General features: G+C 74.5%; 4 protein-coding genes and 1 pseudogene. All 5 read left to right on the top strand.

Going from position 1 to position 17,352, the window contains the following annotated elements:
• Position 1: 1 nt before the first annotated feature.
• A pseudogene (locus tag B446_RS01635) lies at positions 2 to 8,692 on the top strand (SDR family NAD(P)-dependent oxidoreductase); the annotation flags it as partial.
• Positions 8,693 to 8,931: 239 nt separating this feature from the next.
• Complete coding sequence (locus B446_RS01630) at positions 8,932 to 9,780, top strand: hypothetical protein (protein WP_020937651.1); 849 nt, start codon at positions 8,932 to 8,934, stop codon at positions 9,778 to 9,780.
• Positions 9,777 to 12,878 carry a non-ribosomal peptide synthetase gene (locus B446_RS01625; RefSeq protein WP_020937650.1) on the top strand — a complete coding sequence of 1,034 codons (3,102 nt, stop codon included), beginning with the start codon at positions 9,777 to 9,779 and terminating at the stop codon, positions 12,876 to 12,878. Before B446_RS01630 ends, B446_RS01625 begins: the two co-directional genes overlap by 4 nt.
• Positions 12,879 to 12,901: 23 nt before the next feature.
• A complete protein-coding gene (gene fabD, locus B446_RS01620) occupies positions 12,902 to 16,138 on the top strand; it encodes an ACP S-malonyltransferase (protein ID WP_020937649.1) in 3,237 nt (1,078 codons plus the stop codon).
• Positions 16,139 to 16,152: 14 nt separating this feature from the next.
• The gene (locus B446_RS01615; protein ID WP_020937648.1) at positions 16,153 to 17,352 is read left to right on the top strand and encodes a cytochrome P450; all 1,200 of its coding nucleotides are present in this window, start codon (positions 16,153 to 16,155) and stop codon (positions 17,350 to 17,352) included.

Genomic DNA, 17,352 nt, shown 5'->3' with positions numbered 1-17,352 from the left:
CAGTGAGGACAAACTCCGTGACTACCTGCGCCGTGTCACCGCGGAGCTGCAGGTCACCCGTCGGCGGCTGCGCGAGGTGGAGAGCCGGTCCGGTGAGCCGATCGCCGTGGTCGGCATGGCCTGCCACTACCCGGGCGGCGTGGAGTCGCCCGAGGACCTCTGGTCGCTGGTGGCCGAGGGCCGCGACGGCATCACCGGGTTCCCCCGCGACCGCGGCTGGGACGTGGACGGGCTGTACCACCCCGACCCCGACCACCCCGGAACATCCACGGTCCGGGAGGGCGGCTTCCTGCACGACGCCGCGGCCTTCGACGCCGGCTTCTTCGGTATCTCACCGAAGGAGGCGCTGTACACCGACCCGCAGCAGCGGCTGATCCTGCAGACCTCGTGGGAGGCGGTGGAGCGGGCCGGTCTCGACCCGGCGGCGCTGCGGGACACCCGTACCGGGGTCTTCACCGGGGTGATGCACCACGACTACCAGGGCGCCCAGGGCGGTGGCAGCGTCGTGTCCGGGCGGGTCGCCTACCAGCTCGGGCTGCGCGGCCCGGCCGTCACCGTGGACACCGCGTGCTCGTCGTCGCTGGTCGCGCTGCACCAGGCGGTCCGTGCCCTGCAACGCGGCGAATGCGACATGGCGCTGGTCGGCGGGGTCACCGTGATGGCCACGCCGAGCGCGTTCGTCGAGTTCAGCCGGCAGCGCGGGCTCGCACCGGACGGGCGGTGCAAGCCGTTCGCGGCGGCCGCCGACGGCACCGCCTGGTCCGAGGGCGTCGGCGTGCTGGTGCTGGAACGGCGCTCCGCCGCGGAGGCGGCCGGCCGCCGGGTCCAGGCGATCGTCCGCGGCGTCGCCGTCAACTCCGACGGGGCCAGCAACGGCCTGACCGCCCCGAACGGCCCCGCGCAGTGCCGCGTGATCCAGGACGCCCTGGTCGACGCCGGCCTCACCCCGGCCCAGGTCGCCGTGGTGGAGGCGCACGGCACCGGCACCCCGCTGGGTGACCCGGTGGAGGCGCAGGCGGTGCTCGCGGTGTACGGCGGCGACCGCCCGCGACCGCTGCGGCTGGGCTCGATCAAGTCCAACCTCGGGCACACCCAGGCCGCGGCCGGCGTCGCCGGGATCATCAAGGTCGTGATGGCCATGCGGCACGGGGAGCTGCCCCGCACGCTGCACATGGACCGGCCCACGCCCTACGTGGACTGGTCGGCCGGATCGGTCGAGCTGCTCGCCGAGCCGGTGCCGTGGCCGGCCGGCGACGAACCGCGCCGAGCGGCCGTCTCGTCCTTCGGTGTCAGCGGCACCAACGCGCACGTCATCCTCGAGGAGCCCGCGGCGGCCACCCCGGCACCCGGCAGCGAGCCCGCGGCGTCGTGGCCGGCTGCCTGGGCCGTGTCCGGCCGGTCGCCCGCCGGGCTGCGCGCCCAGGCCGCCGCGCTCGCCGCCGATCTCGGCGCCCGGCCCGACCAGGACCGGCGGGACATCGCGTCGTCCTTGGTCACGACGCGGACCGGGCACGAGTACCGGGCCGTGGTCTGCGCCGACGACCGTGCCGAACTGCTGGCCGGTCTCGCCGACATCGCCGCCGGACGGCCGTCACCGGCGGTGGTGGAGGGCGTCACCGGGGCGCCCGGCCCGGTGGCCTTCCTCTTCCCCGGCCAAGGATCGCAGTGGCGGAACATGGCGGTACGGATGCTGCAGAGCAGCCCGGTCTTCCGGGACCGGATCGCCGAGTGCGAGGCCGCCCTCGCGCCGTACGTCGACTTCGAGCTGACCGCCGTGCTGCGCGGCGAGCAGGACCACGACCGGGTCGACGTCGTGCAGCCGGTGCTGTTCTCGATGATGGTGGCTCTGGCCGAGGTGTGGCGTTCGGTGGGCGTCACCCCGGCCGCGGTCGCCGGCCACAGCCAGGGGGAGATCGCCGCCGCGCACGTCGCCGGTGCGCTGACCCTGCCGGACGCCGCCCGGGTGGTGGCGCTGCGCAGCCAGGCGCTGGTGGAGCTGTCCGGCCTCGGCGGCATGATGTCGGTGGCGCTGCCCGCCGAGCAGGTCCGCGAACGTCTGCACGCCTGGACCGGGCGGCTGTCCCTGGCCGCCGTCAACGGCACCTCCTCGGCCGTGGTCTCCGGTGACGCCGACGCCTTGGACGAGCTGCTCGCCGAGCTGGAGACCGAGGGCGTACGGGCCCGCCGGGTCGACGTGGACTACGCGTCGCACAGCGCGCACGTGGAGCGCGTACGGGACAGGGTCCGCACCGCGCTCGCCCCGGTGACCCCGCGCCCGCCGGCCGTCCCTTTCTTCTCCTCGGTCGAGGGCCGGTGGATCGACGGCGACGACGCCTTCGACGCCGACTACTGGTACCGCAACCTCCGCGAGCCGGTCCGTTTCGACGAGGCGGTCACCGCACTCGCCGGGCACGGCTGCACCACGCTGCTGGAGGTCAGCCCGCACCCGGTGGTGACCACCGGTGCCCAGGAGACCCTGGACGAGATCGGCGCCGAGGTCGCCGTCCTGCACACGCTGCGCCGTGACGAGGGCGGACCCGATCAGCTGGTCCGGGCGCTGGCGCAGCTGCACGTGCAGGGCGTCCGCCCGGACTGGTCCGCCGTGTGGCCCGGGGCCCGGCCGGTCGAACTGCCCACCACCGCGTTCGTGACCGAGCGGTACTGGCTGCCGGCCGGCGGCGGCGACCCGTCCGCCCTGGGCCTGGACGCCGTCGAGCACCCGGTCCTGCGAGCCGCCGTGCCCGGGGCCGACCGGCTCGTGCTGACCGGCCGGCTGTCGGCCGCCACCCACCCGTGGCTGTCCGAACACACCGTCGAGGAGCATGTCGTGCTCCCCGGCGCCGCCATGGTGGACCTGGTGTCCCGGGCCGGTGACGAGGCCGGTTGCCCGGTGATCGAGCAGCTGACCCTTCTCGCCCCGGTCGTGGTGCCCGAGGACGCCGAGGTCCGGCTGCGGATCGAGGCCGGCGAGCCCGGTACGGACGGGTCACGGGACGTGACCGTGCAGGGCCGGGTCGGCGCCGGCGCGTGGACGCCGCACGCCACCGCCGCCCTCGCACCCGTCGGCGACCCACCGCCGCGCGCGGCGACCGCATGGCCACCGGCGGGCGCCGAGCCGCTCGACGTGGACGAGCTGTACGCCCGGCTGGACGGCGCCGGACTCCGGTACGGGCCGATCTTCCGTGGCGTCCGCGGACTGTGGCGCGACCGGGCCGGGGACCTGTACGCCGAGGTCGCCCTGCCCGGCGCCGAGCCGGGCGGGTTCGGCATCCACCCCGCCCTGCTGGACGCCTGTCTGCACCCGCTGGCGCTCGGAGACCTCCCCACCGGGGCGCGGGACCGGCCCGCGCTGCCGTTCGAGTGGACCGGGGTCCAGGTGCACGCCGTGGGCGCGGACACCGTCCGGGCCACGCTCACCGGCGTCCGGGACGGCGTGGTCCGCATCGAGCTGACCGACCCGGCGGGGACGCCGGTCGCGTCGGTGCGGTCCCTGGTGCTCAGCCCGCTCCCGGACGGCGCGCTCGGCCTGCCGGACCGCGGCGACCTGCTGCTTCCGCAGTGGACGCCGCGGACGCTGCCGGACGGTCCCGCCGCCGGGTACGCGGTCCCCGATCCCGCCCTCGCCCGCTTGCTGCGGGTGCCGCCGAGTGCCGACGCCGCGCCCTACGTTCTGGTCCCGGCCCCGTCCGGTCCACCCGCCGCGGCCGCCGAGCGCGCGCTCGCCCTGGTGCAGGAGTGGCTGGCCGACGAACGCCGGGCCACCTCCACCCTGGTCGTGGTGACCCGGCGGATCCTCGACGATCCCGGTGAGGCCGCGACCGCGGCGCTGGTGCGCTGTGCCGAGTCGGAACACCCGGACCGCTTCGCGGTGCTCGACCTCGCCGACGCCGACGACGCCACGGTCGCGGCGGTGCCGGCCGCGCTGGCCGCGGGCGGGCCGCAGACGGGCCTCGCCGCCGGCACCGCGCGGGAGCTCCGGCTGGTCCGGGTGCCCCCGGCGGGTGAGCCGGTCGGCGACCTCGGCACCGTCCTGGTGACCGGTGCCTCCGGCACGCTCGGCGGGATCGTCGCCCGGCATCTCGTGCACGACCTGGGCGTCCGTGATGTGGTGCTGGCGAGCCGGCGGGGGCCGCGGGCACCCCAGGCCGCCGCCCTGGCCGCGGAGCTGACCGCCGCCGGTGCGCACGTCTCCCTGGTGGCGTGCGACGTCGCGGACCGGGCGGAGCTGACCGCGCTATCCGCCACGACCGACATCCACACCGTGGTGCACGCCGCGGGGGTGCTCGACGACGGACTGGTCGCCGACCTCACACCGGAGCGGCTGGCCCGGGTGCTGCGTCCCAAGGTCGACGCGGCCTGGCTCCTGCACGAACTGCTGCCCCGGGCCCGGCTCGTCCTGTTCTCCTCCGCGGTGGGCGTGCTCGGCGGTCTCGGCCAGGCGAACTACGCCGCGGCCAACGCCGCCCTGGACGCGCTGGCCCGGATACGCCGGACCGCCGGGCTGCCCGGTGTCTCGCTGGCCTGGGGCCTGTGGGCCGACGAGAGCACCATGACCGGCGGCGCCGACCTGGCCCGGTTCCGCCGCTCCGGGTTCCCGCCGCTGCCACGCGACGCCGCTCTCGCCGCGCTGGACGCCGCCCTGACCGTGGCCGAGCCGGTGCTCGTGCCGATCCGGCTCGACCTGGCCGCACTGCGGGCCGGTGGCGACGCCGTGCCGCAGGCCGTGCGGGCCCTCGCCGGGGCGCCGGCCCGGCGTACGGCCACCCGTGGCGCCGCCGCTGACTCCGAGCTGGCGGCCCGGCTCGCCGGCAGGAGCCCGGCCGACCGGCACCGGGTACTGCTCGACTTGGTGCTGGGGCACGCCGCCGCCGTGCTGGGGTACGCCTCACCCGACATGATCGACCCGGATCGGGCGTTCAAGGACGCCGGGTTCGGCTCGCTCAGCGCGGTGCAGCTGCGCAACCGGCTCGCCGGGGCCGCCGGGATGCGGCTGCCGGCCACGCTCGTGTTCGACCACCCCAACCCGGCCGCGCTGGCCCGGCACCTCGGCGAGCGCCTGGCCGGCGCGGAGCGGCCGAGCGCCGCCCCGGTGGCCGTCGGCACCGCGGACGACCCGGTGGTGGTGGTCGGCATCGGCTGCCGGCTGCCCGGCGGCGTCCGCGGCCCGGACGACCTGTGGGACCTGCTGGTCTGCGAACGGGACGCGATCGTGCCGTTCCCGGACGACCGCGGCTGGCCCCTCGCGGAACTGCACGACCCGGACCCGGACGCGCCCGGCACCTCGTACGCCCGGTCCGGCGGGTTCGTCTCCGGCGTGGCCGAGTTCGACGCCGCCTTCTTCGGGGTGTCGCCGCGGGAGGCCGTGGCGATGGACCCGCAGCAGCGGCTGCTGCTGGAGACCGTCTGGGAGACGTGCGAGGACGCCGGCGTCGACCCGGACACGCTGCGCGGCACCGGTACCGGCGTGTTCATGGGCGCCATGTACCAGGACTACGGCCGGCTGCTGGAGGGAGCCGCTGCCGAGGGGTTCCTCGCGCCGGGCGTCGGCGGCGGTGTGCTGTCCGGGAGGGTGGCGTACACCTTCGGGCTGCAAGGGCCGGCCGTCACCGTGGACACCGCCTGCTCGTCGTCGCTCGTCGCCCTGCACCTGGCCGCACAGGCGATCCGGGCCGGAGAGTGCGACCTGGCGTTCGCCGGCGGGGTCACCGTACTGGCCACGCCCGCGGTGTTCGTGGAGTTCAGCCGCCAGCGCGGGCTCGCCGCGGACGGCCGGTGCAAACCGTTCGCCGCGGCCGCCGACGGCACCGGCATGGGCGAGGGCGTCGGCGTGGTCCTGGTCGAGCGGCTGTCGCGGGCCCGCGAGCACGGTCACCAGGTGCTGGCCGTGCTGCGCGGCAGCGCGGTCAACTCCGACGGGGCCAGCAACGGACTCACCGCCCCGAACGGTCCGGCCCAGGAGCGGGTGATCCGGGCGGCGCTGACCGCCGCCGGGCTGGGTCCGGCCGACGTGGACGCGGTGGAGGCGCACGGCACGGGCACCGTTCTCGGCGATCCCATCGAGGCGCAGGCGGTGCTCGCGGTGTACGGCCGCGACCGCCCGCGCCCGCTGTGGCTCGGCTCGGTCAAGTCCAACGTCGGGCACACCCAGGCCGCGGCCGGTGTGGCCGGGGTGATCAAGGCGGTGCTGGCGCTGCGGCACGGTGTGCTGCCGCGCAGTCTGCACATCGACGAGCCGTCCCCGCACGTGGACTGGACCGCGGGCGACGTGGCGCTGCTGGCCTCGGCGCAGCCCTGGCCGCGACGCGAGGAGCCGCGGCGCATGGGGGTGTCCTCGTTCGGGATCAGCGGCACCAACGCGCACGTGGTGATCGAGGAGGCGCCCCCGGAGCCGGACGTGCGGGAGGGGGAACGGCCGGTCCTCGACGGGGTGCCGTGGCTGCTGTCGGCACGGTCCGAGGCGGCGTTGCGCGAGCAGGCCGCCCGCTTGACGGCCACCGCCGCCGCGGATCCGCCGGCGGTGGCGTACGCACTCGCCACCGCCCGTGCCGTCCACAAGCACCGGGCCATGGTCACCGGCCGGGACGAGACCGCGCTGCGGTCAGCGCTCACCGCCCTCGCCGAGGGGAACCCCGGGCCGGGCGTGCTCCGCGCCACCGCCGCGCGGCACCGGCTGGTCCTGCTCTTCACCGGTCAGGGCAGCCAGCTGCCCGGGATGGGGCGCGGGCTGTACGAGACGTTCCCCGAGTACGCGCGGGCCTTCGACGAGGTGAGCGCGCACTTCACGTCGGACACCCCGCTGCGCGACGTGGTGTGGGGCGACGGCGGCCTGCTCGACCGCACGGAGTACACGCAGCCCGCCCTCTTCGCCCTCCAGGTGGCCCAGTTCCGGCTGATCACCGCCTGGGGGCTGCGGCCGGAGATGCTGATCGGCCACTCGATCGGCGAGCTGTCCGCGGCGTACCTGGCAGGCATGCTCACGCTCGACGACGCCGCCACGCTCGTGGCCGCCCGTGGCCGGGCCATGGCGGGTCTGCCGGCCGGCGGCGCGATGGTGTCCGTACGGGCCGCCGAGGCGGTGGTCCTGCCGCTGCTGGCCGGGTACGCCGACCGGGTGTCGATCGCCGCGGTGAACGGCCCGGACGCGGTCGTGCTCTCCGGGGACGAGGACGCCGTCCTGGAGGTCGCCGGCGTGCTGTCCGATCGCGGGCATCGCACCCGCCGGCTGCGGGTCGGGACGGCGTTCCACTCGGCCCGGGTGGAACCGGCGCTCGCCGAGTTCCGGTCGGTCGCCGAGACGGTCACGTTCCAGCAGCCCCGGATCCCGATCGTCTCCACGGTGCGGACCGAGGAGAAGATGATCTCGTCGGCGTACTGGGTGGACCAGCTCCGCGGCTCCGTCCGCTTCCTCGACGCGGTGCAGGAGGCGGACCGGACGGGGGGCACCACGTTCCTCGAACTGGGCCCGGACGCGGTGCTCGCCCCGGCCGTACGCCCCTGCCTGCCCGCGGCACCGGGTCCCGCGGTGGCCCTGGCCAGGCGGGACCGCGACGACACCCGGGCCGCCCTCGACGCGCTCGGCACCCTGCACACGCACGGCGTACACGTCGACTGGCAGGCCGTACACACGGACCACCCACCACGACGCCACCCCTTGCCGCACTACGCGTTCCAGCCGCGGCGCTACTGGCCCACCCCGCGACAGCAGCCCTCGGGCCCGGTACCGCAGCCCTCCGCTCCGGCCCCGCTCCCACCGACCCCCGCCGCACCGCCCCAGCCCACCCGCGACGCTCTCTGGTCGGTCCTGGGCTCCAGTGACCCGGAGGCGGCGCTGAGCATGCTCGGTCTGCGGGGTGACGAGACGCCGCTCCAGGTTCTCGCCGCCGTCGCACGGTTGCGGTCCGGTGCCGGTGCGGCACGGCGACCGGTGCGGTGGCGACCGGTCCCGGACGCCGCGCCCCCGGTCCTGGACCTGGCCGTGGCGCTGGTGCCGCCCCCCGACGGCGACCCGGATCTGACCGATGCCCTCGCCGGGGCGCTGGCCAGACACGGTGCCCGGGTGACGGGCGATGGCGCACAGCACCCCGATCTGGTGATCGCCCTGCCCGGCGCGGAGCCGGCCGTGCCACCCGGGGTGCCGTTGTGGGTTCTCACCCGGGACGGCTCGCCGCCGCCGGTCGCGGATCATGTCGTCGACCTTCCGCCGGAGACGGACGCCGTGGCCCGGGCCCGGCTGTGCGCCGTGATCGGACAGGGGTACAGCGCGGCCCGCATCCGGCCGGAGGGGGTGTTCGTGGCCGAGTACGGGGACGAGGTCTTCGTCGCCGAGTACGAGGACGAGGCGGTGCCCGGGCCGGCCCGGCGCGTCGAACCCCCGGGCCACGCCACCGGTTCCGCTCCGGCCGGTGGACTGCGGGCGGCGCTGGCGGAGCTGCCCCGCGACCGGTGGGACGCCGAGGTCCTGACCGGAGTGCGGGGGCTGGCAGCGGCCGTGCTGGGGCACGACTCGGGCGCCGGGATCGACCCCGCCGACGACTTCTTCGATCTGGGACTTTCCTCGGTCACCGCACTGGAGCTGCGTGATCATCTGGGCACACTGACCGGTCTGGAATGGCCGGCGGACGTGCTCTATGAATGCCCCACTCCGCAGGCTCTCGCCGATCTCGTGGTTACGCGAATGAGCGAGGGGGAATAGGCAGCCGACTCAGCCGACCGGCGAATTAGTCATCCATTTCGGCGTGGCCCTCAGAGGACCTTGCCTGATCAGGTGTGTCAAAAAAATCGAAATAGCTCCGGGAATTGTCCCGGAAAATCGAGGTGGACAACGCCTCGGATGGTGAATAGCATCGGCGAGGAACGGCTCCGGCGATGCGTGCGAAATTGCCCTGTAGTGACCTCCCTGATTGACCTCTCGATATTCAGGAGAATTGCCAGATGCCAAGCCCTTCCGTGTGGAATGTGGTGCTCGACGCAGCATCGGACGCCGACGTCGTGCTCGCCACCGACTTCCCGGTGACGGGCCGCAACGAGGGCGGTTTCGCCGACCTGACGCCCAGCCTGGGACTGGACTGCGCGCTGTGGCAGACCGTCGCACCGGCCCGGGCCCCCGGCCCCGGCATCGACCCGGACGAGTACCTCGCGCCCTGGCTGGCCGAGGTCGCCGCGAGCGGACGCAGGGTCCGGGCGGTCCTCGGCTACTGCGCCGGATCGGTCTTCGCCGGCGCCCTGGCCGAGAGGATCGCCGACCGCCAGCCGGTCGCCCCGCAGGTGGTGGTCTTCGACCCCGAACTCGTCGACGTGCCCACCGTGCACCTGCAGTTCGGCCGGGTCATCGGCAACATGACCGCCGTACTGACCCCGGCCGAGGTCGACGAGCTGGCCGGCGCCGCGGAGCGCCTGGCCGCCCGGCCCGGGATCACCCCGGCCGCGTTCGCCACCGAGCTCTATGCGATCTTCGAGCCGATCGGCTCGGCCGCGCTGCGCCGCGCCGGCCTCGACGAGGGCTACGCCGGTGAACTGGTGGCCCTGGTCGGCTCGTTCATGACCTATCTCGGCGTCGCCGCCGGACTCGATCCGCGTCCCGGCTGGTCCCGGGCCACCGTCGTCACCTCGGCGAGCCCGGCCAGCGGACTCAACCGGATGCGCGCCACCCCCGGCCTGGCACCGATCGCCGTGGCGGACGAGGTCCGGTTCGAGGTGGAGCACCGCGATCTGCTGCGCACCCCGGAGGTCGCCACGACCGTGGCCGGCCTGCTCGGCACCGGCTCGCAGGCCCGCCGATGACGGCCGGCGCGGCGGACGCCCGCGGGCGCGCCTCGCGCAAGGAGACCGCTCTGTGGCTGCTCGACGACCTCGTGCCCGGCAGCGGCGCCAACAACCTGTCGCTGGCCTTCCGCGTCGCCGGCCGCCTCGACCCGGCCGCCCTGGCCACGGCACTCGACCTGCTGCCCCGCCGGTACGAGGTGCTGCGCACGGTCTTCCACCGCAGCGACGACGCCCTGACCAGGACCGTCCTGCCCAGCCTCCGCATCGAGCCGGAGCAGGCGGACGCGCACGGTGACGACCACGGCGCCGGGCACGGTGACGAGCGCGACGCCCTGACCGCTTTCGTGGCCCGCCCCTTCCGGGCCGACGGGAGCCCGCTGCTTCGCGCCCTGCTGCTGCACGGCCCCGACGACGACATCCTCTGTCTCGCGCTGCACCACGCCATCGCCGACGTGCAGTCCACCGCCGTCCTGCGCGCCCAGCTCGTCGAGTTCTACGAGGCGGTGCTGGCCGGCCGGACCCCCGAGCCGGACCCGGTGCCCGCCTGGCACGAGCCCGCGCCCTCCGAACGGAGCCTCACGTTCTGGCGCGACACCATGGCCGGGTTCCGCTCGTCCGGCTCGGAGCTGTGGTGCGAGAAGCCGGCCCCGGCGACCACCACGCTGGAGGGTGACGAGGTCACCCACGTCCTGTCGCCCGAGGCGCACGAGGTCGTCCGGCGGCTGCAACGCGAGCTGCGCGCGCCCGAGTCGGTCGTCCTGCTCACCGCGTACGCGGTGCTGCTGGCCGGACACGGCGCCGGACCCGACCTGACCATCGGCTCGCCGGTCAACACGCGCGGCCGGGAAGCGGCCGGGGCGGTCGGCTACCACAGCAACCTGGTCACGCTGCGCCTGCTGACCGAGCGCACGGCAGGTTTCCGCGAGCTGGTCGGCCGGGCGCGCCGGGTCTTCATGGAGGCGATGACCCACGCGGACACCCCCGCCGACGAACTGCTCGACGTGGTCGAGCGCGACGGTTCCGGCTGGCGCAACGTGCTGTTCCGGCACGTGTTCAACTACGTGCCGTTCACCGCCGGCCAGCGCACCTTCACGGTGGCGGGCGCCGCGGCGGAACTGGTCGTGGTCGAGAACGGGTTCAGCCAGTTCGACCTGGAATTCTTCGTGACCTCCGACCGTGACAGCGCAACCGTGCGCGCGGCGTTCTACACCGGGGTCCTGGACCGCGCGGACGTCGACCTCATGGTCCGCCGCTACGACGCGCTGCTGGTCGCCGTCGGCGCCGCCCTGGACACGCCGGTCGGCTCGCTGTCGATCTGGTCACCCCGGGACCACGCGGTCATCGACGCCGCCAACGCCACCGACCGCCCGATCGAGCTGACGTCGGTGCTCGCCGGATTCGCCGAGCGCGCCGCCGCCGAGCCGGACGCCCTCGCGGTCCGCGACGGAGACCGTGGAGTGAGCTACGGTCGCCTGTGGTCCGCCGCGGCGCACACCGCCGAGCGGCTGACGGCGGCCGGCGTCCGCCCCGGCGACATCGTCGCGCTGCTCGTGCCGCGGGGTGCGGCACTGGCCGCCGCGGTGTTCGGGACCTGGCTCGCCGGTGCGGCGTACCTGCCGCTGGACCCGCACCACCCGGCGGAGCGCATCGCCTACCAGCTGGACGACGCGGGCGCACGGGTGGTGGTGACCGGCGACGGCCTCACCGCGCCCGGCGACCGCCGGACGGTCCCCGCCCCCGACGTCGACGCCGCGCCCACCCTCCCCGTCGACCGCGACAGGACCGGCGCGGCAGGGCCGGACGCCCTCGCGTACGTGATCTACACCTCCGGATCGACGGGACGGCCCAAGGGCATCCCCATCACCCACCGGAGCCTGGCCAACCACATCACCGACTACGCGGTGCGCTTCGGCGTCGCCGCGACGGCGCGGCCCACCGGCTGGCTCAGCACGTACAGTTTCGACACCTCGTCGCTGGAACTGATGATGCCGCTGCTGCACGGCGGCCACACGGTCGTGCTGCCCGACGAGGCGCGCACCGACGGAGCCCTGCTGGCCGAGGCGATACGCGTCCACGACATCGGATTCCTGCAGGCGACGCCGACCACCTGGCGACTCGTCGCCGACCGGATCACCGCTCTGGTCGCAGGCCGCACGCTGCTCAGCGGAGGTGAGCCACTGCCCGGCGGCCTGGCCGCGACCCTGACCGGGGCGGGCGCCGAACTGTGGAACGTCTACGGCCCCACGGAGAGCACGATCTGGGCGACCGCAGGACGGGTGCCGACGGACCCCGGCGACCGGGTCGACGTGGGGACGCCGATCGCCAACACCCGGGTCTTCATCGCCGGCCCGGACGGGGAGCCGCTGCCGATCGGCCTGCGCGGCGAATTGTGCGTCGCCGGGGTCGGTGTCGCCGCCGGCTACCACGGGCGGCCCGACCTCACCGCCGAGCGGTTCGGATCGAACCCCCGGTGGGGACGCTTCTACCGCTCCGGAGACGTGGCGCGCTGGCTGCCGGACGGCCGCATCAACCTGCTGGGCCGCATGGACCGGCAGGTGAAGCTGCGCGGCAACCGGATCGAACTGGGCGAGATCGAGGCGGTGTTGTCCGATCACCCGGACGTCGAGGCGGCCGCCGTGCTGGTGGTCGGCGACCCCGGCACGGACGGCAGCCTGGCCGCTTTCGTCCAGGTGCCGCACCGGCCCGAGGCGATGGGCGAGCTCTGGGAGTACGCCCGGCAGCGGCTGCCGCGCTCGGTGGTGCCGCACCGCTTCCTCGCGGTGGAGGCGTTTCCGCGTACCGGAAGCGACAAGGTCGACTACCTGGCGCTGGCGGACCTCGCCGCGCGCAGGCCGGCCGCGACCGGCGGTGACGCCGCGGGCCCGGTCGGCGGCGACGCGCTCACCGCCACCCTGACCAAGCTCTTCGCCGAGCTGCTCGACCAGCCGGACCTGGACGCCGACTCCCACTTCTTCACCAGCGGTGGCCACTCGCTGCTCGCCGCCGCCCTCGCCCAGCGCATCAAGGACGAGACAGGTGTCCGGCTGCCACTCACCGACGTGTTCGAGAACCCGACCCCCGCCGCGCTGGCCGGCCGCCTGCGCGGGCTCGGGTGAGCGGCCGAAGGGGACCACTCACCATGCTGAAACCGGTCTTCCTCTTCGCCGGGCAGGGCTCCCAGTACCACGGCATGGGCCGGTGGCTCTACGGTGCCGACCCGTTCTTCCGCGACGCTCTGGATTCTCTGGACGCGGTGGTGCGCGAGATCAACGGCGACTCGGTCATCGACGCGATCCACGGCGACGGCCGCGGCGCCGAGCTGGCGATGACCCGCCTGTCGCTCACCCAGCCGGCCATCTTCATGGTCGAGTACGCTCTGGCCCGCATGCTGCGCGCCCACGGCTTCGAGCCGGAGCTGGTGCTCGGCGCCAGCCTGGGCGAGGTCGTCGCCGCCGCGGTGGCCGGCATCTTCGACCCCGAGGAATGTCTGCGCTCGCTGCTGGAGCAGGTGGCGCTCTTCGAGGCTGAGTGCCCGCGCGGCGGGATGCTGGCGGTCCTCGCCGACGCCGGCCTCGTCGACCGCGAACCCGCGCTGGCCGGGGCGCATCTGGCCGCGATCAACGGGCCGGACAACTTCGTGCTCGCGGGCACGGCCGGCCGGCTCGACGCCATCGAGCGCCACTTGGCCGCCTCGGGTGTGCTCTGCCAACGGCTCCCGGTGTTGTTCCCGTTCCACTCGCCGCTGATCGACGGCGTGCGCGACGCCTTCACGAAGCTCGTGGGCGGTCTCACGCCCCGAGCCGCGTCGATCCCGCTGATCTCCGGAACCACCGGTGCCGAGGTGCGCCACCCCGGCCCGGACCACTTCTGGCAGGTCCTCCGTGAGCCGTTCGACCTGTCACGCGCCCTCGAACCGCTGCTGGCCCGCGACGACCTGCTCTTCCTGGACCTCGGACCGTCCGGGTCGATGGCCAACCTGGTACGGGCGCGGCTTCCCGAGGGCAGCCGGTCCCGGGTGCTGCCGCTGCTCTCCCCGTACGCCCGGGACGAGGTGCTGTACCAGGCGGTGCTCGACACCCGCTCGGTCATCGCCGCCCCGGCTCGACGAACCGAGGTGACCACCATGACCGCTCCGACGCCCGTGGCCGACCCCGCCACCCCGGGCGACGGCTTCGACGTCTACGTCTTCCCGGGTCAGGGCGCTCAGGTCAAGGGCATGGGCCGAGACCTGTTCGACCGGTTCCCCGAACTGGTCGAACGGGCCGACGCCGTCCTCGGGTACTCGATCCGTGAACTGTGCCTTGAGGACCCCGGCCGCAACCTGCGCGACACCCGGTACACCCAGCCGGCCCTGTACGTGGTCGGCGCGCTCTCCTGGCTGGCCACCGTACAGGAGGGCGGCCGTCTGCCCGACTACCTGCTCGGGCACAGCCTCGGTGAGTTCGCCGCCCTGTTCGCCGCGGGCGTGTACGACTTCGAAACCGGCCTGCGCCTGGTCGCCGAACGCGGCCGGCTGATGGGACAGGTCACCGGCGGCACCATGGCCGCGGTCTCGGCCGTCGACTCGTCCCTGGTCCGGGAGGTGCTGCGCGACGACGAGCTGTCCGGACTGGACATCGCCAACTACAACGCGCCGACCCAGACGGTCGTCGCCGGCCCGGCCGACGCGGTCAACCGCGCGCTTGCGGTGTTCAAGGACAAGGGCGCCCGCTGTGCCCCGCTCAACGTCAGCGCCCCCTTCCACAGCCGCTACATGGCGCAGGCCGCGGAGGAGTTCGGGCGCCTGCTGGACGCCACCGCCTTCGCCGCCCCGAAGATCCCGGTGATCAGCAACGTCGACGCCCGGCCGTACGAGCCGGACGCCGTGGCCGCCACCCTGCGCCGCCAGATCGTCTCCCCGGTGCGGTGGACCGACAGCATCCGGCTGCTCATGGGCCGGGGCGACTTCCGGGTCCGCGAACTGGGCCCGGGACAGGTGCTGACCAAGCTGATCGCCCGGATCCGGGACGAGGCCACCCCACTGCGGCCCGAACCGGCACGGACCACGGTGCCGACCGGGCCGGTCAACGCTCCGGCACCGCGGCGCGCGGAGCTGGGCTCGGCGGCGTTCCGGCGCGACCACGGGGTCCGGCACGCCTACGTCGCCGGCGGCATGCACCACGGCGTCAGCTCCGTCGCCCTGGTCGCCCGGCTGGCCCGCTCCGGCCTGCTCGGCCACTTCGGGGCGGCCGGGCTCCCGCTCGCGGACGTCGCCGACGCGATCCGCGGCATCCGGGCGGCCGCCGGGGCCGACGCGCCGTTCGGGGTCAACATCACCTACGACCCCTTCGACCCGCGCGCCGAGGCCGACATGGTCGACCTGCTGGTCCGTGAGAACGTCCGTCTCGTCGAGGCGGCCACGTACGTCGAGGTGACCCCCGCACTGGTGAGGCACCGTCTGACCGGTGCCCGCATCCTGGCGGACGGAACGGTGCACGCCCCGCGCAAGCTGCTCGCCAAGGTGACCCGCCTGGACACCGCCCGCCTGTTCTTCGCACCACCGCCGCGCCCCCTCGTGACACGGCTGGTGGACGACGGACTGCTCAATGCCGAGGAGGCCGCGGCCGGCGAGCGGATCGCCCTGGCCGACGACATCTGCGCGATCGGCGACGGAGCCGACTACACCGACCAGGGCTCCCTGCCCGCGCTGCTGCCCTCGGTGCGACGGCTGCGCACACAGCTCGGCGGGGTCGCCTCCGGCGTACGCGTCGGGGGCGGTGGAGGCATCGGCTCCCCGGAGTCGGCCGCCGCCGCGTTCGTCCTGGGCGCCGACTTCATCCTCACCGGGTCGATCAACCTCTGCACCGCCGAGAGCGGGCTCAGCGAAGCCGCCAAGGACCTGCTGCCGAACCTCGACGTGCACGACACCGCGTACGCCCCGCACGGTGCCCTGTTCGAACTCGGCGGCCGGGCCCGGGTGCTGCGCAAGGGCGTGCTCTTCCATGTGCGCGCCGGAAAGCTCTACGACCTGTGGCGCACCTACGACTCCTGGGACGCCGTGCCCGGCTGGATCCGGTCCCGGGTGGAACGCGACTACTTCGGCGCCGGCTTCGAGGAGCTGGCGTCGCGGGTCGTCCCCGCCGGCGAGCCGGCCGACCCCAAGCGCCGGATGGCCCTGGTCTTCCGCTGGTACTGCGCCCAGGCACAGCGCTGGGCGATCGAGGGCACCCCGGAGCGGGTCGCGGACTACCAGGTGGCCTGCGGGCCGGCGCTGGGCGCCTGCAACCACTGGCTGCGCGGCACCACGTACGAGGCCTGGCGTGACCGGCACGCCGACGAACTGGCCGACCGACTCATCACCGAAGCCGCCGAGATCGTCGGGTCCGCCGGCGTATAGCAAAGGAGAGCGTTGTGTCCGAGACCGTTCGTCCCGTCGACGGCCTGCCCATGACCCGTGGCACGTGCCCGTTCGACCCCGCACCCGAGCTCGCCGAGCTGCGCGAGGAGCAGCCGGTGGCCCGCATGGTCTTCCCGGACGGCCACCTCGGCTGGCTGATCACCGGCTACGACGAGGTCCGCCGGCTCCTCGCCGCCCGGGGCATGAGCTCGCGCGGCGACCTGCTGCGCACGCCGATCCCGCTGCCGATGGCCGGGAACCGGACCGAACTGGCGCCGGGGATGTTCACGGCGATGGACCCGCCGGAGCACACCCACTACCGGCGCCGGCTGACCGCCTGGTTCTCGGCCCGCCGCACCCGGACGATGGAGCCGAGGCTGACCGAGCACGTCGACCTGTATCTCGGCAGGATGATCGAGGAAGGCGGACCCACCGACCTGGTCGCCGCGTTCGCCGAGCCGGTCGCCGGGCTGGTGATCTGCGAGCTGCTCGGTGTTCCCGCCGACCGGCGGGACGTGTTCGTCAAGGGCATCAAGGCGCTGCTGACCGTCCACTCCAGCGCGGAGGAGGCGATCGCCGGCTGGCAGAACGTGGGCGGGCAGCTGATGGAGCTGATCCGCGCCAAACGCGAGGAGCCCACCGACGACCTGCTCGGCACGCTGGTCTCCGACGGCGCTTTCAGCGACGAGGAGCTGGCGACCATCGGCAGCGTGCTGCTCGTGGGCGGCTACGACACCAGCAAGAACATGATCGCGCTGGGCACCTTCGCCCTGCTGGCACACCCCGACCAGTACGCGGCGCTGGCCGCGGACCCGGGCCTGGGCGCGGGCGCGGTGGAGGAACTGCTGCGTTACGTGACGGTCATGCACGCCGGCTCGATCCGCGCGGCCGGCGCCGACATGGACTTCGACGGGCACCACTTCACCGAGGGAGACGCCGTGTCCCTGTCGCTGGCCGCGGCCAACCGGGACCCGTCGCTCTGCGAGGACCCGGACCGCCTGGACATCACCCGGCCGCCGGTGGCGCACCTGTCGTTCGGTTACGGCATCCACCAGTGCGTCGGCCAGCAACTGGCCCGCCTTGAGCTGCGGATCGCGTTCGAGGGGCTGGCCCGGCGGCTGCCCGGGCTGCGGCTGGCGATCCCCGAGGACCAGGTCCGCACCAACCCCGAATCGATCATCTACGGCGTCCACGAGCTGCCGGTGACATGGTGA

This window comes from Streptomyces collinus Tu 365 (assembly GCF_000444875.1).
Taxonomy (GTDB): Bacteria; Actinomycetota; Actinomycetes; order Streptomycetales; family Streptomycetaceae; genus Streptomyces; species Streptomyces collinus_A.
Note: the sequence above shows the minus strand (reverse complement) of the source record. Positions and strands in the feature narration are given on the sequence as shown.

What these genes read in the sequence shown, in the direction of transcription:
- B446_RS01630 (WP_020937651.1), top strand. Translation starts at nt 8,932, where the DNA reads ATGCCAAGCCCTTCCGTGTGGAATGTGGTGCTCGACGCAGCATCGGAC.
- B446_RS01625 (WP_020937650.1), top strand. Translation starts at nt 9,777, where the DNA reads ATGACGGCCGGCGCGGCGGACGCCCGCGGGCGCGCCTCGCGCAAGGAG.
- fabD (WP_020937649.1), top strand. Translation starts at nt 12,902, where the DNA reads ATGCTGAAACCGGTCTTCCTCTTCGCCGGGCAGGGCTCCCAGTACCAC.